At 53.0% G+C, this 21,464-nt stretch carries 17 protein-coding genes; 9 read left to right on the top strand and 8 right to left on the bottom strand.

Annotated elements, in window-relative coordinates; all coding sequences use genetic code 11:
• Window positions 1-24 precede the first annotated feature (24 nt).
• From ACXAGA_RS14615 to ACXAGA_RS14605, 3 genes are read left to right on the top strand one after another with little or no spacing between them, the layout of a single operon-like run.
• Entirely contained in the window at window positions 25-1,269 is a 1,245-nt protein-coding gene (locus ACXAGA_RS14615) for a glycosyltransferase (RefSeq protein WP_475118214.1), read from the top strand.
• Entirely contained in the window at window positions 1,266-2,144 is an 879-nt protein-coding gene (locus ACXAGA_RS14610; RefSeq protein ID WP_475118213.1) for a glycosyltransferase family 2 protein, read from the top strand. Before ACXAGA_RS14615 ends, ACXAGA_RS14610 begins: the two co-directional genes overlap by 4 nt.
• Window positions 2,141-2,824: a sulfotransferase gene (locus ACXAGA_RS14605; protein WP_475118212.1), complete on the top strand. Its 684-nt coding sequence runs from the start codon at window positions 2,141-2,143 to the stop codon at window positions 2,822-2,824. Before ACXAGA_RS14610 ends, ACXAGA_RS14605 begins: the two co-directional genes overlap by 4 nt.
• Here ACXAGA_RS14605 and ACXAGA_RS14600 read toward each other — a convergent pair.
• The gene (locus tag ACXAGA_RS14600; RefSeq protein ID WP_475118211.1) at window positions 2,821-5,016 is read right to left on the bottom strand and encodes a M10 family metallopeptidase C-terminal domain-containing protein; all 2,196 of its coding nucleotides are present in this window, start codon (window positions 5,014-5,016) and stop codon (window positions 2,821-2,823) included. The two genes, ACXAGA_RS14605 and ACXAGA_RS14600, sit on opposite strands and share 4 nt — an antisense overlap.
• Window positions 5,017-5,245: 229 nt before the next feature.
• On the opposite strand from ACXAGA_RS14600, the gene ygiD reads away from it, so the two are divergent.
• Complete coding sequence (ygiD, locus tag ACXAGA_RS14595; protein WP_475118210.1) at window positions 5,246-6,070, top strand: 4,5-DOPA-extradiol-dioxygenase; 825 nt, start codon at window positions 5,246-5,248, stop codon at window positions 6,068-6,070.
• A gap of 12 nt (window positions 6,071-6,082) precedes the next feature.
• Window positions 6,083-7,045 carry a glutathione S-transferase family protein gene (locus ACXAGA_RS14590; protein WP_475118209.1) on the top strand — a complete coding sequence of 321 codons (963 nt, stop codon included), beginning with the start codon at window positions 6,083-6,085 and terminating at the stop codon, window positions 7,043-7,045.
• Here ACXAGA_RS14590 and ACXAGA_RS14585 read toward each other — a convergent pair.
• The 6 genes from ACXAGA_RS14585 to ACXAGA_RS14560 form a co-directional block, all read right to left on the bottom strand.
• Window positions 7,042-9,672, bottom strand: a complete 2,631-nt coding sequence (locus tag ACXAGA_RS14585) for an AAA family ATPase (protein WP_475118208.1) — start codon at window positions 9,670-9,672, stop codon at window positions 7,042-7,044. The two genes, ACXAGA_RS14590 and ACXAGA_RS14585, sit on opposite strands and share 4 nt — an antisense overlap.
• Window positions 9,669-10,781, bottom strand: coding sequence for a metallophosphoesterase family protein (locus tag ACXAGA_RS14580; protein WP_475118207.1), 1,113 nt, complete (start codon window positions 10,779-10,781; stop codon window positions 9,669-9,671). Before ACXAGA_RS14580 ends, ACXAGA_RS14585 begins: the two co-directional genes overlap by 4 nt.
• A 69-nt stretch (window positions 10,782-10,850) precedes the next feature.
• Window positions 10,851-12,527 carry a D-lactate dehydrogenase gene (gene dld, locus ACXAGA_RS14575; protein WP_475118206.1) on the bottom strand — a complete coding sequence of 559 codons (1,677 nt, stop codon included), beginning with the start codon at window positions 12,525-12,527 and terminating at the stop codon, window positions 10,851-10,853.
• 11 nt (window positions 12,528-12,538) lie between these two features.
• Window positions 12,539-13,684, bottom strand: coding sequence for an alpha-hydroxy acid oxidase (locus ACXAGA_RS14570; RefSeq protein ID WP_475118205.1), 1,146 nt, complete (start codon window positions 13,682-13,684; stop codon window positions 12,539-12,541).
• Between the two features lie 15 nt (window positions 13,685-13,699).
• Window positions 13,700-15,757 (bottom strand): TRAP transporter large permease subunit, encoded by a 2,058-nt coding sequence (locus tag ACXAGA_RS14565; protein WP_475118204.1) that lies wholly within the window; start codon window positions 15,755-15,757, stop codon window positions 13,700-13,702.
• Window positions 15,758-15,832: 75 nt separating this feature from the next.
• Window positions 15,833-16,882 (bottom strand): TRAP transporter substrate-binding protein, encoded by a 1,050-nt coding sequence (locus ACXAGA_RS14560; protein WP_475118203.1) that lies wholly within the window; start codon window positions 16,880-16,882, stop codon window positions 15,833-15,835.
• A gap of 236 nt (window positions 16,883-17,118) precedes the next feature.
• Between ACXAGA_RS14560 and ACXAGA_RS14555 the strand changes: the two genes are divergently transcribed.
• Window positions 17,119-17,901 (top strand): FadR/GntR family transcriptional regulator, encoded by a 783-nt coding sequence (locus ACXAGA_RS14555; RefSeq protein ID WP_475118202.1) that lies wholly within the window; start codon window positions 17,119-17,121, stop codon window positions 17,899-17,901.
• On the opposite strand, the gene ACXAGA_RS14550 is transcribed toward ACXAGA_RS14555, so the two are convergent.
• Window positions 17,898-18,656 (bottom strand): IclR family transcriptional regulator domain-containing protein, encoded by a 759-nt coding sequence (locus tag ACXAGA_RS14550; protein ID WP_475118201.1) that lies wholly within the window; start codon window positions 18,654-18,656, stop codon window positions 17,898-17,900. The two genes, ACXAGA_RS14555 and ACXAGA_RS14550, sit on opposite strands and share 4 nt — an antisense overlap.
• 187 nt (window positions 18,657-18,843) lie before the next feature.
• Between ACXAGA_RS14550 and ACXAGA_RS14545 the strand changes: the two genes are divergently transcribed.
• The 3 genes from ACXAGA_RS14545 to pcaF are packed head-to-tail and all read left to right on the top strand — an operon-like array spanning window position 18,844 to window position 21,444.
• A complete protein-coding gene (locus tag ACXAGA_RS14545) occupies window positions 18,844-19,551 on the top strand; it encodes a 3-oxoacid CoA-transferase subunit A (protein ID WP_475118200.1) in 708 nt (235 codons plus the stop codon).
• Entirely contained in the window at window positions 19,548-20,231 is a 684-nt protein-coding gene (locus tag ACXAGA_RS14540; protein WP_475118199.1) for a 3-oxoacid CoA-transferase subunit B, read from the top strand. Before ACXAGA_RS14545 ends, ACXAGA_RS14540 begins: the two co-directional genes overlap by 4 nt.
• 10 nt (window positions 20,232-20,241) lie before the next feature.
• Window positions 20,242-21,444 (top strand): 3-oxoadipyl-CoA thiolase, encoded by a 1,203-nt coding sequence (gene pcaF / locus ACXAGA_RS14535; RefSeq protein WP_475118198.1) that lies wholly within the window; start codon window positions 20,242-20,244, stop codon window positions 21,442-21,444.
• Window positions 21,445-21,464: the final 20 nt, after the last annotated feature.

The raw sequence follows: 21,464 nt of genomic DNA, 5'->3' as shown, positions 1-21,464 counted from the left end.
ATAGCAAAAGGGCCGATTTGATATATGTCGTTACCATACCGTTCTGCGTTGACCTGTGGGTATAAAATTGCGCCTCTTGCGCTGGAACAGGGTCTGTTTTGGCGGGAAAGGTATCTTGCGCGCGGTATCACGCGCCATCAATGGCAGCCCATCGCAGCGCCCGTCCGCGGTGATGCAAAATGCCCTGCACATTCGGGCCGCGAAACCATATTGATAGCGATGCACTGGACCAAGGTTGGCGGCGCTGAAACTTTGGCCCTGCAGTCAATCGAATGGGCGTTGGCGTTAGGGTTTCGGGTCATTGTGGTTACTGAACATGCGTCGTCCGGCGACGCATTACCTGATGGTGCAGAGTTCTTAGATCTGTCTGGTCTGTCGCGCGGCGAATGGCCCGATAAAACCGTCGCTGTCATACGGCGCGAAAACGTTGTGGGAATACACATTCATCATTGCGTTCCGATGTATGCGTCCTTGGGTGCCATTCGTCGGCAAACGCCATGGGTGCGGGTTGTCGATAGCCTGCATATTCCCGAATATTTTGATGGCGGCTTTGTCCGTATTTCGGGCGTATGGTCCAACCATATTGATCGTACGCATGTCATCAGCCAATCGTTGGCAGAGTTCTACAAAGATCGATTTGGTCGTGTCGTCGATCTGGGGCGCATGGTTACATGGGCTGATTTACCAGAAACCTGTAACTTGGCGGCGACAGGGGGATTGCACGTCGTGTTCGTTGGCCGTGCGGTTTACCAAAAACGCCCGATGACGGTCATATTGGCGATGAAACGGCTACTGCGGTGGGCCGAAATCGCGGGCGTGGATATTCGGTTTAGCTGGGTAGGGCAGGGACCGTTTATGCCCTTTGTCACAGATTATGCCGCAAAGTCGGGATTGGCAGATCACCTGCAATTTCATGATGAAACCGCTGATGTTCGGGCGATCTTGCGCAGCAGTGATGTTCTGATCCTGCCGTCCGCGAACGAAGGCCTTGCCTTGGTCGCTATCGAGGCTGTCGAAACGGGTGTCATTCCGATCTGTTCTGACGTTGGCGCGATGTCTGAATTGCTGCCACCCGACCTGTTGGTCGGCTCTTCGCCCGTGCGGGCCATTCGTGAAATAGAAAACGTGGTGAAACATCTATGGCGCGACAGGCAATTTGCAGCAGATTGCTATGCGCGTCTGAAAACGTCGTTACAGGGATTTTATTCTGGACCAACAGCGCATAGCGTGATCAGCGAATATTATCGCGAATTCGGGACGAAACCGTGACGAAACTGGCCGCCGTCATCGTAACCTACAACCGTTCGGAAAAACTGGGCCGCGTGCTGCGCGCGTTGAACGACCAAACGCGAAAACCTGACGTCGTTTATATCATTGATAACGCATCAACAGATGCGACAGCTGACGTTGTCCGCGATCATTTTCCTAGCGCGATCTATGTTCGGCTGGACGCAAACATCGGCGGTGCAGGTGGATTTTCATTGGGGATCGAACGGGCTTATAACGACGGCGCGGATCTGGTTTGGGTCAGTGATGATGATGCCTATCCGCAATCTGATGCCGTCCAAAATCTGTTGGCGGGGCTGGCTCGTTTTAAACAAGACACGGGCCGTGCGGCGCCCTTTGCCTGTAGTCATGTGAAATGGACGGATGGGTCCCATTGCGAAATGAACACGCCCGATACCGTTTGGGACTGGCCGCGCCATTATAACCCTGAAAACCCGGTGTTTTTGGTTCAGTCGTGTTCGTTCGTGTCGTGCCTGATCCCCAGATGGGCAATCAAAGCGCACGGGCTGCCGATCGCCGACTATTTTATCTGGTTTGATGATGCCGAATACACCCTGAGGCTATCGCAAACGCATCCGGGGTTGTTCGTCCCAAACAGCATCGTTGTGCATGACCTGCCCGAAAACAAAGGCGTCAACTACGGTCGAATTCGGCCGGAAACGATCTGGAAATTTAAATACGGTGCCCGCAATGAAACGTCGGCACGTTTGCGCATGTTTGGATACGCAGGCGTTGCGGAATTTTGGCTAAGGGTCCATCGCCAGATGAAGGGACGACCGTTAAAACTGCGTTTGTCGATCTATCGCGCTTTGGTGTCTGGGTTGTTTTTTCGTCCAAAGATCAGGCAGGTGTCATGACGCATCGGTTTGACAAAAAATACCCGAACCTAAAAGGCACAGTGTTTATTGTGACTTATGGGCGGTCAGGATCGACGTTGCTGCAAAACCTGCTGATGACAATGCCTGATACGGTCATCCGTGGTGAAAACCATAACGTGATGGAATGTATTTGGGGCGCGGCGCGGCGCATTCGGCAAACGCGGTTTAGTTGGGGGACCGAACCCAAAGGCCCCGAACACCCGTGGCACGGCGCGCATGAAATGCGTCCAGTGCGGTTCGGCGCGGCGATGGTAGATGCGTTTGTCGATAACGTCATCGTGCCGCCACCCAGCGTGCGATGGATGGGGTTCAAAGAAATCCGCTATAACGCTTTGGGCGATGATTTCCCGATGATGTTGGATTTTATGCACCATCATTTCAAAAATGCGCGGTTCATCTTTAACAGTCGAAACCGAAACGAAGTCGTAAAGTCTGCGTGGTGGCGCGATTGGGATCAGGCGCAAGTTTTCGATTTGGTTGATCAGATGGATGCGCGTTTTGCGGATTACGTCCAGCGGTTTCCTGAACGGGCCATACAGACAAATTATGCAGATTTTTCCGACGATCCGCACGGGTTAGAGCCTGTTTTCAAATGGCTGGACGAACCATTAGACGTCGCCAAAACCCAGAAAGTTTTGGCGCAAAGGTTGACCCATTAAATAAACGCCAAATCATCTGACAGGATCGACGCATCCGTCACGCCGCGCAGGGTCAAGGTGTTCCCATTTCCAAAATCGATCACCAAATCGGAACCCGATACCGCCGCGATGTCGATTACATCCTGAACGGAATATCCGTTTAGTCCCAATTCAGAGCGGTCCAATTGGATCGTGTCGACGTTGTCTGTGAAATCGCCGATGACATCATTGCCGTCGTCAAAGATAAAGACGTCAACGCCTCCGCCGCCGCGCATCAGGTCATCACCGGCCCCGCCCGATAGCGTGTCGGTGCCAACATCGCCAAACAGCTGGTCGTTGCCGTCCATACCGAAGAGTTTGTCGTTGCCCGCGTTACCCGCCAGGAAATCATTGCCATCGCCGCCACGCAGGGTGTCATTTCCTGCCCAACCGCTTAGAATGTCGTCGCCGATATAGCCAAATAGCTGGTCATTTCCGTCGCCGCCGATGATTGTGTCGTTGCCTTCTTCGCCAGCAAGAAAATCGTTATCCCCGCCGCCATGCAGATAATCATCGCCCGTACCGCCGTTTAATACGTCGCGGCCGCGGTCGCCATAAATCGTGTCATTTCCTGCTTCGCCATAAACCCAATCGTGGCCGAGGTAGGCGTAAATAATATCGTTGCCCGACCCGCCCATGACAGAGTCGTTGCCCCAACCTGCGCGGATGGTGTCTGCGCCTGCGCCGCCTTCGATGGTGTCGTGGTTTAGATTGCCGTAGATAACATCATTGCCTGCGCCACCATAGATCAGGTCGTTACCGGTGTTGCCGATCAATTCGTTCGACAAATCGTTACCGGTTATCGTGTCGTTTCCGCCGCCGCCGATGCCATTTTCAATTTCAGCGCCATAAGCCACGGAAATATTGCCATCATATCCCAGTACGCTGGAAAATGTGCCTTCGACCAGCGATAGAATTTGATCGCTGTTATATCCCGACAGATCGATCGTATCGATCCCAGCACCATCCCAAATTGATAGCAAAGGGGTGCTGTTTTCGTCGAAATCAAACGCGCCAGTTACGGTCGCATTGTACCCGTAAACGGTGTCGCCACTGTTATAGGTATAATCCGCGCCATATAACGCGTGCAGCGCGGCGATATCATACAGCAAAAACGACTGTGGATAGACGGGCATATTCGTGGTTGTGACGTTTTCGTCAAAATAGCTCATCACGGAATATTGGCGGCTGTCTGCAGTGAATTGGGCACTGTTTGCATACGTGATTGTGCCTGTGCCTGCGTTGTAATCGCCCGGATGCGACAGGCCCAATGCATGTCCGATTTCGTGCAATAGAACAAAATCGGAATATGTGCCGTATGTGATTGCGCCCGTGTCAACATAATAGTTGTTTAGCCAAACATCGCCAGAGTAGTTCGAACTTGCGGTAGATCCGGGAAAATATGCGTATGCGCCGGTGTAGTCATTGCTGGATTGGTACGCGCCAAACAGGATCGTTGCATCGTCGGACGTGCCGCCCACGCCCTGTTGCGTCAGGGTCAGGCCTGAAATGCCCTCTAGATATCCCATCGCAGCGGTGACAGCGGCCTGTTGTCCGTTGGTCAGTTGGTAGAATGTTGTAGACGACCCATTCCCGTCTTCGGCTGCGCCCGTTGTCCGAAACGCCCAAGTGACTTCTACCGCGGTTTCAGGGGATGATGCCCATGACGATTCAGACCGCAGCAGAGTGGCGACAATCATATCGACGGAATAGGTCGGAATGGTTCCGGTACTAAAGCTCAGCCCATAGGTGCCCGTATCGGACCCTGAATAAGCCGATGCCGCAATGAAATAGGTGCCCGTTGTTGTCGGGGTATAGGTAATTTCACTGAAAAGCCCCGGACCACTATCGTCATCCAGCGTGACCGAAACGCCAGAGCCGTTGTAAAGGCGAAGGTAGGTATCTTCGACGCCACCTTCGGCTGCACCTAGGCCGGTCAGGCCGAAAGCATAGGTTTCGCCCGCTGTCAGGGTGACCTCGATCCAATCTGAATCGCCGGTTGTAAGAGTGCCGTAGAAAAATTCACCATCGTCGATGGAAAACGATGTATCGGTCGAAGCGGCAGCATCGCTGGTTTCATCGACATAACTACCTATTGTGCCATAGATCGCGTTTTGATCCGCTGAAATTTCGCTGGTCGTTTGTTGTAGCGCGATCATACATAGGTGGCACATGACAGGTGAACTCTCTTAAAAACGGCAGTGATATATCTGATACGTCGGGTTGTGGTCAGAATGATAACCAATTCTGTTTTTTTCGTGAAACGTGATGATCAAATTTACTTTATTGCGAACATTATGTTCATAGTCATTCCGCTTATTCGCCATTATCATTCGAAATAGATGCCATTAGGTTCCTATCGCAACGGGCCCACTGATTTGCCCAGACGAAAGGAATGTCACAATGACAACGGTTCAATCACTGCAATCCTTGCGCGATCGGTTTGAAAAAACCGATAAGATGCCTTTGGTGTTTCTGGGTCACGGCAGCCCGATGAATGCAATCGAAGACAGTAGCTATAGCCGCGCTTGGACTGATCTGGGTGCGCAACTGCCGCGCCCCAAAGCGATCTTGGTCGTATCCGCCCACTGGATGACGCGCGGGACGACGTTGGTTGACGTGTCTGCCTTGCCGCGCACCATTCACGATTTTTATGGATTTCCTGACGAATTGTTTGCGCAACAATATCCCGCCCAAGGTGCGCCTGAATTAGCCAAAGAGGTGACAACCCTATTGGCAAGCCACCACGCCGAAGAAGACGACACATGGGGATTGGACCATGGCGCGTGGACGGTTCTGAAATACCTGTATCCGAATGCGGATGTCCCGGTGTTTCAGGTGTCTATCGATATGTCCAAAGACCTGTCGTACCAGTTAGAGATTGGTCAACTGCTGTCCGATTTGCGTGATCGTGGCGTGTTGATTTTGGGATCGGGTAATGTGGTTCACAACCTTCGTGCGCTGCGGTTCAACGGCCGACCTCAAGATTTCGCAATTGAATTCGACCAAATCTTTGCGGATCGGTTGATTGATCGTGATTTTGCGACTTTGGCGGATCGGAAAAAGCTTGGGTCGCTTTTGACAATGGCCCATCCGTCGGTCGATCACTATTTGCCCGCACTTACGATCGCTGGTGCCGCAAACGATGGAGACGATCTGACGTTCATGACGGATTCGATTGATCTGGGGTCCGTGTCGATGCGGTCCTTTGTTTTTCACGCACGATAGTAGGAGCCAGACATGTTAGTTGATGGCAAATGGACTGATAATTGGCAGCCCGTTCAGAAATCCGACGACAAGGGCCGGTTTGTCCGTCAGGTATCCAGTTTTCGCAATTGGATTACTCCAGATGGGTCTGCCGGTCCAACCGGAGAGGCAGGTTTCAAGGCGGAACCAAACCGCTATCGGCTGTATGTTGCGTATATTTGTCCGTGGGCGTCGCGCACCTTGATCGCGCGGGCCGTCAAAGGATTAGAGGACATCATTTCCGTAACGGTCGTGAACCCCAGCTTGTCCGATCAGGGGTGGCAATTCGGCGGTTATGATCAGGCAGACGATGATCCGCTGTTCGGTGCAAAATACATGCACGAAATTTATACGCGCGCTGATCCGCATTTTACGGGTCGCGCAACCGTGCCGGTGCTGTGGGACATGAAACAGGATGTCATGGTCAATAACGAAAGTGCCGACATTCTGCGTATGTTAGACACTGTATTTGAACACATCGTACCTTCGGAAGTGCGTCTTTATCCAACAGAATTGGGTGATGATATCGATGCGCTGAACGCGCAGATTTATGACCAATTAAACAACGGTGTTTACAAAGCGGGGTTCGCCACCAGCCAAGAGGCTTACGACGAAGCGGTCGATGGTGTGTTCGCCATGCTGGACGACCTAGAGCAAAGACTAACAGGGGACTTTCTGTTCGGATCCGACATGACCGAAGCGGACATTCGTTTGTTTGTGACGCTTATTCGGTTTGACGCGGCATATCATGGATTGTTCAAAACCAACCTTCGTCAAATCGCCGATTATCCAAAGCTATCCAATTTGATGGAGCGCATGTACCTAACGCCGGGTGTGTCGAAAACCGTCAACATGGATCACATCACGCGCGGCTACTATTCGATCAAGGCGCTAAACCCCAACGGTATCCGCCCTAAAGGCCCCGCGCACATCGAACGCCTGTTGGCCAAAGGTTAAACAGTTTCTTCGATGTAGGCGCGTGCGCCGCCCAAATCCGAAAACGCACGTGTTCGGCAAGTTAGTACGATGACCTGTTGGTCCGATGCGATCTGGGCCAGCAGGTTGAACATGGTCGAAATCCGTTCGTCATCGGTATGAATTAATGCGTCATCCAGAATGATCGGGACATGGTGACCCTGTTTGGAAAACAGTTTGGCAAATGCCAGTCGGGTTAGAATAGCGATCTGTTCATAGGCGCCGCCCGATAATCTATCTACGTGATCGACGACGCCGTTGCGTGTGATCGTATCGACCAGCAGGTTGTCGGGATTGATCTGAAAATCGGAATTGACGTGCAATTGGCGCAACAACGGCAATAGTTCTGCGCGGATCGGTTCAAAATAGGCGTCTTGCGCTTGGGCGCGGGCGGCCTCTAGGTGTTCGATCAATAAGGTCAGCGATTTCGCATGTTGTTCGAATTGCTGGGCGCGTTGTTTTGCGCGCTCTAATCGGCCTGCGGTTTCCTCTAACTTTTCTTCGATCGCGTTTTCCGCATGGGTTTCGATGACCGTATTCAGGCGGATCAGGTCGTGTTCCAGTTTCTGAATTTCCTGAATCTCATTTGCGTCGGCTGATTTGGCCCGTTCATATTCCGTTTCCAAAGCCGGCAGATTAGGAGCCTTGCTTTGCAGTTCTGTATAGCGATTTTCGGCCAATTTTAGATTAGCGGTTTGTGTGGACAGCTGTTCGTTCAGTCGGTCAAACTCGTCGGCTTCATCTGGCGCGATCGTGATTGCATCAAGGTCGGACCGAAGACGGTTCAGGATCGCACGGTGTTCTGCCGCTGTGCTAGAGGTTTCGCTGTGGTCGAGCGTCGCTGCTTTCAATAGTTCACGCTCTGTATCAATCTGGCGTTCAATCGCGTCGATATCGGCGTCAATCTTGTCCGAACGCACATCCGTTGCATCCGGCAATGTAGGCTTTTCACCAACTGGATGGTTCAACTGATCGGCAAGTTGGCGATATTCATCCCGCAACGTCGACGCGCCATCAGGGGCAATTGTCCGCAGTTCGGTTGTTGCCGCCGCCAGAGCGTTTTCGGCCGCGGTTTGGACGGTCAATGCGCGTTCAAGGTCGTTGATCGACGGTTGCTCCCAATCCGCTAGTTGCGCTTCCAGTTCTGCCGCCAACTGCGTTGGATCGTCGATGTCATGGGATTGAACCGTTGCGGGTTCCAACGTGATATGCCCGAAACCGGGTAATTTGATATCCCGTTTTGCGTCGACAATCTGGGGGACTCCGTTCGGAACAGTCGCCCCATCGATCGTAGCCAACGCATCATCGGCGCGCATGGTATAGCTGCCAAACCGCGCTTTGCGGCGTTCAATCGCAATGTCATGTCGGCGTTCCAAATCACGTAGCTGATTAACATCCGCTGTCGTGATTTTGGGCCTATTCAGAGCCTGCTTTGCATCACTGATACGTTTTTCAATTGGGTCAATCTGACTGATCAAATCGAACAATTGGTACAACCGTCTGTGCGATTGAAACAGCCGTTCTTGTTGTCTGATTTTTAGCGCTTCGGCTTGTTTTGTTTTTCTTTCTTGGTCCAGCAGCTGGATGCGGGACTGAACCTCTTCGATTTTAATGGCCTTGTAGGACATCAGTTTTTCGGCCGCTTGGGATGCCGACAGGGTTTGCGTGATCTCGGCCTTTAGCGCGGTTCGTTTTGCGCGGGCTGTTTCGATTTCGGAAATCCCGCGCTGAATTTCGCGCAGTTGATTTTCATTGATCGTCACGTCTTTGGCCGCGTCTTGCAGTCTGCGGTCATGTTCTTTGGCCGCGTCCAACTGCGCTAAGGTAGCTGTGATTTTATCTTTGCGTTCTTGGCGCAGCTGTGGGTCGTTCAGATCCTTTAGCCGTTTTTTGGTACGCTTTTTCAGATCAAGGTCGCGGCTAAGATGCTGCACCTTTTCTGCCAAATCTGTGTAAAGCTGGTCTAGCTCCTGAACACGATCTTCGGCGGCTTTCCATTTACTGCCAGCTTTGGGTTTGCCTTGTTTTGTGCTGATTTCGTCTAATTCGGCATGGCATTTCTGCAAAATAGCGTCCATGCGGCGACCGCCAGTGACGGCATCAATTTGGCCTCTGACGCTGGACATCAGGTCACGGCGGGTATCAATTCCGGCGGCTTCGGATTTGTCGGGATCAACGGTCACGGTGCCTTGTCGAACCCATAGCAATCCCGCAGGTCCCTGATGTGTTGAAATAATGCGGTCGTAAATCCATTTTTCCGCATCATCCGATTGTTTGATGATCGTGCCCGTAGTCAGGTCGGTTATGACCGCGGATGATCCCGCCTTTTTCAAAGCAAAGGTTTTTTCGATGCGATACCGCGCATTGTCGATTTCAACTTCGGCTGCGATCTGAATCGGGCCGCCAGAATAGGGCTGCATATCGCGGATATCTTTGCGCGACGAACCGTGGTCGGTGAAAATTAGGTGATGCAGCGCGTCGAAAAAGGTGCTTTTGCCGCTTTCGTTTTCGGCGGTGATGGTCGTTAGCCCATCGCCGAACGGCCCGATGGTCGCGGTTCGGCCAGCAAAGCGGCGAACGTTCGTCAGCGTGAGGTGCCGTAGTTTCATGATCCCACCTCTTGTGCCAAATGGAACAGGTGGGACAAAGCCAATTTCGCAATCTGTGCGTCCTCTGCTGTGCGGCCATCCGTCGATGTCTGCGCGGAAAGTGTTTCCGCCGCGACCCGCAGCGCGCCCGTTTCCGCGATCAGGTTCAGATCATCAATGTTCTGTTCCACATCAATGCGCGACAGGTCGAATTCCATATGGTGAAATTCGTCTACCATTGCAGACAGCGCATTTCGAAGGTCTGCCAGTTCCAGCAGACGCAATCGCCCAGTGCCCATAAAGCGCAGGATATGGTTTGAACGGTCTTTGTCGGGAAACGTGTTGGAAAGAACCTCGATCGGATCATTGCCCGCGAAAAAATCAACGTCGATCCGTTTCCAAATGTATTTGCCTGTCGGGATCGGGGTGACAACCGGCTGGTCGCCGCGATGATTGATTTCGACCAACAATACACCGGACGCATTGGTGTGTTTGTATCCATCGGGTTCAGGCGTCCCTGAATACCAGCAGCGATCAGAAATCTGCATCTGGCCGTGCCAATCACCCAAAGCAAGGTAATCCAGATCAGCCGTCTTTGCGCGATCGGGTGGAATAGTGTCTAATCCGCCGTCTTCTGACCCGAAATTTGTGACGCCACCATGTGCCAAACCGATGCGGATTTTATCATCCGACTGCGCTGCGACCATCCATTCTGTTAGGTCAAAACCTGCGCTTCGGTTCGTGGGCGGGGCGGGTAAAACAACCGTGTTTCCTAGATCGATCGGGGCGGGGTCCAAGGCAAGGATGACATTATGTGGACAGTCCCGTGCGATACGGTCCCATAGATCGCTTGCGGCCAGTGAATCGTGATTTCCCGGCATGAGAATCCACGTAACAGCGTCGTATTTTGCCATTGCATCCAATGCGCGACGCACCAGTTTTGTAGGAGGCGTTTCGGCATCAAACGTGTCGCCTGCGATCAGGACATAGGGCGCATCATGGGTCGTTGCGATTTGGCCAATCGTGTCCAATGCCCGCAAACGCGCGCCGCGCAATTCGACACGGGTATCTTCGTCGAACCGTCCAAAAGGTTTGCCCAGATGAAGGTCAGCGCAATGAATAAATCGCATGGTAACGCCCTGAAATAACTGGGCCTAACCTGACAATGGCATCAAGCCATGTAAATAGTGCGTCTACAGTTATCCATAGTTGCGGCGCTTGGACATTTTGCCGATGCCTGGGTTCAAACTGTTTGTGGGATCAATGGATTTGTAAAAATTCGCCAGATCAGGTTTTGCCGCATATAGATGGCCGACGTTATGCTCTGCTGGATATTCTGCGCCGCGGGCGTCTAGCAGTTTTAGCATTTGTGCTTTGATCGCTTTGGGGTCGGCACCTTTTTTGACAATGTAATCCTGATGCATAACGTGACACATAAAGTGCCCGTAATATAGCGCGTGCGATAGGTGCTGGGAAATCTCGTTCGGTAGTGTTTCTAGAAATTCAGAGTCGTTGCGCCGCAAGGCGATATCTAGTGCGATGATATCCTGACAGGTGTCCGAATGAACGGCGGCATAGCGAATAGCGGCCCCTGCGGCAGCAAAACGCAAAAGGCCGGCCATTTTTGCTTCTCGGGGTGTGCATTCGAAAAAGGATAGCGCTTTATTTTGGGCCATTTCGGTCAATAAATCGCGGGCTTCACCTATTCCTGCGCCGTGCATTTTCAGGATCAGATGATGTGGATGTTGTGCGCGATAATCCCGCAAACGGCGGGGCAGAACATCGGGCCATACCCGCGAAAGCACTTGCATGAAACGATCAGTGAAATGACGTAAAGGCGCGATGTTTTCCAAACGCGCGTCGACCCAGCCTTTGATCGCGAAAAACGTGGGCAAACGGTCAGTGCCCAGTTTGTCGATCATCACCATCGTGTCTTTGCCGTATTGGTCAGAGATATCGAACACGTCCTCATGTAGATATTCGGCGCTGACGGGTAGGTTTTTGAAATCGCGCAAAATGCGCCGCCGCAATTCGGTCAGCGGCCCAATGGTATCCGCGCCGATATAGAACGTCATTTCAGTGTCGTTCTTTTCAAAGGTATCCAATCGCACCGCAAAGACGGCCAATTTTCCCGCGCAGCCGGATGCTTCGTATAGGCGGCGTTTGTCGGCGTTAAATCGGGCAGGGGTTGGCGCATCAACATCGCGGACTCGCGCGCGGTAATCGCTGTCCGACCCTTTTTGGTTAGAATCCGCAATGGGCCCATAGTGACCGTTTTCCAGATTGTTCAGGATCTCAATGGGATCGTTCCCTAGGTCGATCCCCAAATGATTAACCAAAGAAAGCTGCCCCTGTTCGTCAATTTGGGCAAACAGCGCCATTTCCGTATAGGCTGGTCCGCGTTCAACCAAAGACCCGCCCGAATTATTGCAGACCCCGCCCACGACGGATGCGCCAATACAGGACGACCCGATCACGGAATGGGGTTGCCGCCCCAAAGGCGCCAGCATTTTTTCTAACGTAAATAATGTAGCGCCTGGGAAACTGATGACCTGTTTGCCGTCTTTTATCAGGCAAAGTTTGTTCATGCGGCGGGTATTGATCAGCACAACATCACGATCATAGACCCCGTTCGGGGTCGACCCTTCGGTCAGGCCGGTATTGGCCGCCTGCATGATTACGATTTTGTCGGCCGCAACGCAGGTTTCCAATACCTTCCAATATTCGATCAGGGTCGCAGGTTGAACAACGGCCAAAACGTCGCCTTCGCCCGATCGGAATCCTTTGCGGAACCGTTTCGTTGCCCGATCGGCAGTGAATGTATGGCGCCGTCCGACAATGGATTTCAGGCGGTTTATGCAGGTTGCGTCGTTCATTGCGTTTCCTATCACCGAAACCGTAGATTTTCAGGGCCAAGTTGGTCAACGGATGTGACGCCCATCAATTTCATCCCGCGTTCAATTTCTGCACGTATCAGGCCCAACGCACGTTCAACGCCCGCCTGACCCGCAGCAGCAAGAGGGTACAGATAGAACCGTCCGCCGCCAACGGCCTTGGCCCCCAGCGATAGCGCTTTGATCACATGGGTGCCGCGTTGGATGCCGCTATCCATTATCACATCGATATCGTCGCCCACAGCATCAACGATTTCCTTTAGCTGATCAAACGGTGCGCGCGATCCGTCCAGTTGCCGACCGCCGTGGTTCGATAGGATAATTCCCGTACAGCCTATATCAACAGCGCGCCGCGCGTCGGCGGCTGTCATGATGCCCTTTAGACAGAACTGGCCGTCCCATTCTGACACCATTTCGGCGACATCGTCCCAATTCATAGATGGGTCCAGCATGTTGGTGAAATAATTGCCGATCGATGATGCGCCGCCGCCCATGTTCACGAATTCATCCAGTTGCGGTAGGCTGAATTTTTCATGGGTGACGTAGTTGATACCCCAAGCAGGTTTTCGTGCAAATTCATACATTCCGCGCAACGTCAGGCGAAATGGGATCGAAAACCCTGTACGCAAATCACGTTCACGGTTGCCGCCTGTGATACTGTCTACAGTTAACATCATCACTTCGACTCCGGCGTCTTTGGCGCGTTGCATCATCGCGCGGTTCAGACCCCGGTCTTTGTGAAAATAGAACTGATAAACCTGCGGATTTTTGTGTTTCTGGCGCAGCTCCTCTAGGCTGACGGTTCCCAAAGATGACACGCCGAACATCGTTCCGTATTTTTCCGCAGCCGCCGCGACGGCGCGTTCTCCGCGGTGGTGAAACAACCGTTGCAACGCTGTCGGCGAACAATAGATCGGCATATCCAGTTTTTGCCCCATCACAGTGACCGACATGTCGACATCGGACACGCCAGTCAAAACGGATGGCAACAGATCGCACCGATCAAACGAGGCCGAATTTTCGCGATAAGTGACTTCGTCGTCAGCCGCGCCGTCGATATAGTTAAATATCGGGCCGGGCAGGCGGCGACGGGCAAGTTCGCGAAAATCGTGATAGTTGTGGCAGTGTTTCAGTTTCATAGCGCTTGCCCCCAATCAATAGGCGACCGATGGCAACCACGTGGCCAGCGCGGGCCATGCATATACCAGCGCCAGACCGGTAAGCTGCAAAAGGACAAAGGGAATAATGCCTTTGTAAATGTCGGTGAGTTTGATCTGAGGTGGGCAGACGCCTTTGAGATAGAACAACGCAAAGCCAACCGGCGGCGTCAGAAAACTGGTTTGCAGCGTCACAGCGACCATGATGACAAACCACAAAAGCGCAGGTTCATCGATTTCGCCAAATCCGGGGATATCCAACCCCAGAGAATTGATAATCGGGCGCATCAGCGGCAAGACGATGAGCGTGATTTCGATCCAGTCCAAAACAAAGCCCAGCAGGAACACAAGGAACAGGATCAGCATGATCGTGCCTTGCGGACCTAGGCCAGCGCCTTTGATCATGTCTTCGATCAATTCATCGCCGCCCAGTTCACGCAGAACATAGGAAAATACGGTCGCACCCAAAAAGATGGCAAAGATATAGGCGGTCGTGTTGAAGGTCGATTTCAAAACATTGACCAATTTTCGCAGGGTAAGTTTACGATAAAGCAACGCCAGCAAAGTCGCCCCCAATGCGCCGACGCCAGAGGCTTCGGTCGGGGTTGTAAGCCCTGCAAAGATAGACCCCAAAACCGATAAAATCAGCGCCAGTGTTGGCAAGACGGCGATCAACACGTCTTTGACAGCGGCCCAATCGGGGGCTTTGGCGCCTTCTGGAACTGGGGCGACATCCCGTTTGATCAACGCGATGATAAAGATATAGGTCAGGTACAAACACCCGATAATGACGCCCGGAAACACCGCCGCCATAAACAGGTCGCCCACAGATAGGGCCATTTGGTCGGCCATTATCACAAGCATGATCGATGGCGGAATTAGAATGCCCAATGTGCCGGATGCGCTGACAACGCCGGCCGCCAAACGCGGGCTATAGTTCTGCTGCATCATGGTCGGCATCGACAGAACGCCCAGCAGAACAACAGACGCGCCAATGATGCCGGTTGAGGCTGCAAGGATGATCCCGATTAGGGTGACGGTGATCGCCAAGCCGCCGCGCACAGTGCCAAACAGGCGCTGCATTGATGTCATCAATCTCTCTGCCACCCCGCTTTCGTCTAGCATCAGACCCATGAAAATGAACATCGGCAGCGCAACCAAAACGGGGTTCGACATGGTGGCGTAGACACGGTTCACAGTCGCGCCCAACGTCAGATAATCCAGGCCCGTGAATGTCGATTCCCAACCCGTCCAATCCATCGCGCCGGTATCAAATACATAGGCAACACCGCAAAACAGAACGCCAACCCCTGCCAACGTCCACGCGACTGGAAATCCTGTGAATAGCAGCATGATGAACGTTAGGAACATCACGATGACCAGTTTTTCTTCGGTATAGTGAACAGCAAAGGTCAGCGCGTACGCAACACACACAAATACAGCCATTGTGATCAAAATCGTGCGCAACCCGCCGCCCGCGCGTTCGGTGGCGGGGCCGGACATCAACGCGTGTACATCGTGTATCAGGCGCGCGACAGCCGCCAAACCCAGTAAGACAAAGCTGATCGGAATGATCGCCTTGAACGCCCAGCGGTAGGGCAGGCCCAATGGGCTAGAGGATCGTTCATCTACACGGAAACTTTGGTAGAAATAGTCATATCCCTGATCAATCATCAGATAAATGAACGGGCACAACAGAGTCAGAATTCCCAGTACCTCGATGATGCGTTTGTTCCGCTGGCTAAGGTTCATGTGCAGAACATCGACCCGCACGTGGCTGTCGGTGACCATGGCATAGGAAATGCCGATCATCGTGACCAGACCGTAGAAATGCCACTGGATTTCGTCCAGCTGAGGAAAGTTTTTGTTCAGCAAATAACGGAAAGAAACCTGCGAAACGATCGCAAGCACAAGGGCAAGATTGGCCCACATCACAACAGACCCGATCGTTTTTACCACGCGGTCCAACATGATGGCGGCAGTCTGTTGGTCGTGTTCGGGATGTTCCGAAATGGATTCATAGGTTTCAACCACATCGTCGTGGATGTTGGACATGGGACTACTCTTTTATGCGGATCATGAATGTAAAACGGGCGCGCACATCTGGCGCGCCCGTTGGGACATCAGGGATTAACGCGGCAGGAACGCGTTTTCTTTCCAGACCTGATACCCGTCGCGGAATTCGTTCATGTCCGCCAAAACAGCCGCAAAGAATGGATCGGCAGCGGCTTGTTCTTCGGCGACTTGTTCCCAACCAGCGCGGAACGTATCCAGCATGACATCGTTCCATTTGCGGATTTGGACGCCATTGTTTTCCACGTTGTCCAGCATCACACTGTACTGCATGTATTCACCTTCGGCGAAACTGTCTGCCATAGATGCCTTGCACGCGTTTTCGATGATTGCGCGCTGTGCGTCAGATGCGCCGTTCCATGTGTCGCCGTTGATCAGCAGTTCGAAAACGGTTGCTTGCTGGTGCCAGCCAGGGAAATAGTTGTATTCAACCAGTTTGTGGAACCCCAGTCGGGTATCAACGGCGGGCAGCGAAAATTCGGTTGCGTCGATAGCGCCGTTTTCAAGAGCCGAGAAAATCTCTCCGCCCGGTAGCAGCGAAGTCGCGACACCCAGTTTCTGCATGACTTCGCCGCCAAGTCCGAAGAAACGCATTTTCAACCCTTGCAGGTCCTCTGGAGCGTTGATTTCTTCGGCGAACCAGCCGGATGTTTCTGGCGCGATGACAGCGCATGGTAGGACGTGGACGTTATAGCCTGCATCGTCGTACATCTGCTGATACAGGTCCATGCCGTTGCCGTAGTACAGCCACGCCATGTATTCGCCGGCTTCGGGACCGAACGGTACAGCCGAAAACAGTGGAGCGGCTGGAATTTGGCCTGCCCAATATCCTGCGGTGGTGTAGCCGGAATTGATTTTACCCGTCGATACGGCCTCTAGGATTTCGAACGGGGGGACCAGTTCGTTTGGTTCATAGACGCGCATGCGGATCGAACCCGATGACATCAGTTCGACCTGTTCTGCAACGCGTGGAATGGGCGTTCCCAGTCCGGGCAGTTCGGTCGAAAACGCAACGGGTGTTTTCAATAAAATGCGGTCATCTTCGGCGTGGGCGGATGTTGCAGTCGCCGCGATGGTCGCGATTGCTAGGGCCGTGAATTTCGTCATGGGTATCTCCTCCAATCTGTCGGCCCGATCTCCCAATCGCGGGCCTTGATGGAGTGGTAAAAAGAATGAACCACTGCATCGAGTCAACAATAAAGTTTACCACTGTTGCAGCGTCGTGCCGCGATGCGTCGGCCACAAAACGTGATAAAATGTTGAAATACAGTGTGATCAGGGGCATAAAGTGCGCAACAATTGGCTAAGAAAAATTACCAATTTTCGGGTTCGTGGAGGAAGTCATGGAGACGGCGAAGGCGATTTTTGATCCGATCGATCACGACTCGGTTGCGGATGCTGTGGTGCATCAGATCGAAGCGATGATCGTGAATGGCATCCTAAAAGAGGAAATGCGCCTGCCATCCGAACGCGAAATGGCGGAGCTGTTAGAGGTATCGCGCCCAAAACTGCGCGAGGCCCTGAAAAAGCTAGAAGAGAACGGTTTGCTGATCGTGCGCCACGGCGAAGGATCATTTGTGGCAAAGCTGACAGGCACCGCGATGACTCCGGCGTTTTTGGATTTGTATGCGCGCCACCCCGAAGCGTTTTACGATTATCTGGAATATCGCCGCGAACAAGAAAGCTTTGCCGCGCGGTTGGCTGCGACCCGCGCCACCGAAACGGACAAAGAAATAATTCGCAAAATTCTGGCGCGCATGGATGCCGCCCATGACGCGGGTGATCAAGAGGCATCCAAACAGGCAGACATGCGCCTGCACGCGGCCATTGTCGACGCGAGCCATAATTCGACGCTCATTCATATGATGGGGTCTGTGTACGAACTCACGCGGCGCGGGATTTTTTATAATCGCAATTTTCTGCGGTCTATCGACACGGCGGGCGAAGAATTGTTGAAACAGCACCATGATCTGGTCGATGCCGTATGCGCCGGTGACCCTGTTGCAGCTGAAACAGCAGCCAAAGCCCATTTGGATTTTGTCGAACGCGCTTTTAGGCAAGGCAGTGAAAACGAACGCCGGATGCGTATGTCTGAAAAGCGGCGGATTTTATGGGACCGCGATTAAAGCAGCCGTTCCAGCCCTGATTGCACGCGGCGCAGGTGATCCAGATACAGCTCTGCCAATTCTGACGCAGGATTTGGTGTCGCCGCCATGCCAATGTTCAACGCAGCTACCGTTTTTCCGCGGCTGTTTTGTAGGGGAACAGCGATTGATCGTAGACCGGCTTCGACCTCTTGATCGATGATCGCATAGCCATCGTCACGGACTTTTTGGATGCGTTCAATTAGTTCGTTCGCGTCCGTCAGGCTAAATGGCGTTCTGGGACTAAGGTCCGCAGTTTCGATAGCGCGGCATAGGTTCGTATCGTTCAGGTTCGCCAGCAACACACGCCCCAGTGACGTGCAGTGGGCGGGCAGGCGAGATCCTGGAAGCAGGTTAATTGCAACGACGCGGCGCTGTGCTGCGCGGGCGATATAAACGATTTCAGGACCGTCAAGGATGGCAACCGAACAGCTGTGGCCAACATTGTCGGATAATTGGTCTAACCAAGGCTGAACAATTTGCACCATAGGCAGAGACGCAAGGGCAGCCATGCCCAGCCGTAGAACGCGCGGCGTTAGGGTAAAATATTTCCCGTCAAATTCGGCGTATCCTTCGTGTTCTAATGTTAAAAGACAACGCCGCGCCGTCGCGCGATCATACCCTGATTTTTCGGAGACATCGGTAATCGTCAGTTTTGGTTTGTCTGCACCAAAGCATTCCAATACGGCCAAACCTTTGACAAACGACCCAACAATATCGGTTTTTGATTTTACCATGCGTGGAATATGTTCAATATATGAACGCATGTAAAACAATTATATTTGCGGTTTGGGCGAAAATTTGGCTTATCTGTTCGCATTGTGAACAGCGATGTTCGTAGATTGAACAAAGTTCATCAGCTGTAGGGTTTTTCTGGCAAACCATCGGATGCGGGCATACCGATGGCCGCAGGAGGACTGCCTCATGGATAAAGAAATCGAAACATTGGCCGCAGGCGTGGCGCAAATTCCTGACGGTGCGACCGTCATGATTGGCGGCTTTGGTGGCTCTGGTGCGCCAATCGAATTGATACACGCGCTGATTGACCACGGTGCAAAAGACCTGACCGTTGTGAACAATAACGCAGGCAACGGCCATGTTGGACTGGCCGCACTGATCGAACAAAAACAAGTTCGCAAATTGATCTGTTCGTTCCCGCGCTCTGCGGATCCTCGGGTGTTTACGGAACAATATCTGGCGGGTGATATCGAACTGGAATTGGTGCCCCAAGGCACCTTGGCCGAACGTATTCGCGCAGGCGGCGCGGGCATTCCTGCGTTTTACACACCGACCAGTTTCGGTACGGATTTGGCCAACGGTAAACCAACCGCTGAATTCGATGGCCGTATGTATGTTCAGGAACGTTGGCTAAAGGCCGATTTCGCACTGATCAAGGCAGAGCAGGGTGATGCTCATGGGAACCTGACGTATCGTATGGCGGCGCGGAACTTTAACCCGTTGATGGCGACCGCTGCCAAAACGACCATTGCGCAAGTAAGCCGCGTTGTGCCGCTCGGGTCGATTGACCCCGAACAGGTCGTCACTCCCGGTATTTTCGTCAACCAAATCGTCGAGGTCCCAAACCCAGCCCAAGAAGAGCTGCTGAACCGCGCAGAGGCCGTTTACCCATGATCGATATCACTGAAATAAAGCTATCTAACGCGCAAATTGCGTGGCGCGCAGCCCAAGACATCGAAGATGGTGCTTATGTAAATTTGGGGATTGGTTTCCCGGAGATGGTCGCCAAATTCCAACCCAAAGGTCGTCAGGCGATTTTTCACACCGAAAATGGCGTGCTGGACTTTGGCGAGGCACCAAAGCCGGGCGAAGAAGATTGGGATTGTATCAACGCCGGTAAAAAAGCGATCACCATTAAACCTGGTACCGCGTTTTTCCATCATGCGGATAGCTTTGCTATGGTGCGTGGCGGCCATTTGGATGTCGCGATCCTAGGTGCATATGAAATTGCGCAAAACGGGGATCTGGCGAATTGGTCGACCGGCGCGGGCGGAGTGCCCGCAGTGGGCGGCGCGATGGATTTGGTACATGGCGCAAAACGCGTTGCTGTTCTGACCGATCACGTCACCAAAAAGGGCGCGCCAAAGTTGGTTGAAAAATGTTCTTTGCCTTTGACGGGCGTTGGATGCGTGACGCGTATTTATACGTCCCTTGCTGTTATTGATGTCGAAGGCGGACATTTCGTTCTGCGGGAAAAGGTCGCCGCTATCTCTATGGAAGATTTGCAAAAATTGACCGGCGCGGTACTGCATACGGATGGTCCTGTGGGCGATCTGATTGTTCCAGATCTGTAAGGAATTTCAAATGACCGAAGCATTTATCTGCGATTACATTCGTACGCCGATTGGGCGGTTTGGCGGGGCGCTGTCGACCGTGCGTGCAGACGATCTGGGCGCTATTCCGATCAAGGCGCTGATGGAACGAAACGCTGGTGTGGACTGGGCTGCGATCGACGAAGTGATCTATGGCTGCGCCAACCAAGCGGGCGAAGACAATCGCAACGTCGCGCGGATGTCGGCCCTGTTGGCGGGGCTGCCAATAGAGGTTCCGGGAACGACGATGAACCGTCTGTGTGGGTCTGGTATGGACGCCGTCATCACGGCCGCGCGCGCGATCATGGCGGGCGAGGCAGAGATTATTATCGCAGGCGGTGTTGAATCGATGTCGCGTGCGCCGTTCGTGATGCCAAAGGCGGAAACAGCATTTAGCCGATCCAACGCAGTATATGACACCACCATCGGTTGGCGTTTTGTGAACCCGATGATGAAATCCCAATACGGCGTGGATTCTATGCCTGAAACTGCGGAAAATGTGGCCGAAGATTTCGGTATCAATCGTGCGGATCAAGATGCCTTTGCCCTTCGGTCGCAGGACAAGGCAGCGGCGGCGCAATCGAATGGGCGGTTGGCGTCGGAAATTACGCCAGTTGTTATCCCGCAGCGCAAAGGTGATCCAATCGTTGTCGACGCAGACGAACATCCGCGTGCGACCACGATTGAAGTGCTGTCGAAACTGAAAACCTTTGTCAAAGCCGATGGCACAGTGACAGCGGGCAATGCGTCTGGTGTGAATGATGGGGCTGCGGCTTTGATCATCGCGTCGGCTGAGGCTGCTAAAAAATATGGGCTTACGCCGATTGCTCGGGTTACGGGTGGCGCGACCGCAGGTGTTGCCCCGCGTATCATGGGATTTGGCCCCGCGCCTGCGGCCCAAAAGCTGATGAACCGTTTGGGTCTGTCGCAAACCGATTTCGATGTCATCGAACTAAATGAAGCGTTTGCATCCCAAGGGCTGGCCACTTTGCGTGATTTGGGCATTGCAGATGATGATGCACGTGTGAATCCGAATGGTGGGGCAATCGCGTTGGGGCACCCGTTGGGTATGTCGGGCGCGCGCATTACGGGCACTGCTGCGATCGAATTGCAAAAGACTGGCGGACAACGTTCGCTATCGATGATGTGTATCGGCGTTGGTCAGGGCATCGCCGTGGCGCTAGAGCGTGTTTAGACCCAAATAGGGCTGCGGCG

Source organism: Marivivens sp. ABH4_498, assembly GCF_056160585.1.
This window is presented reverse-complemented; position numbering and strand designations above follow the sequence as displayed.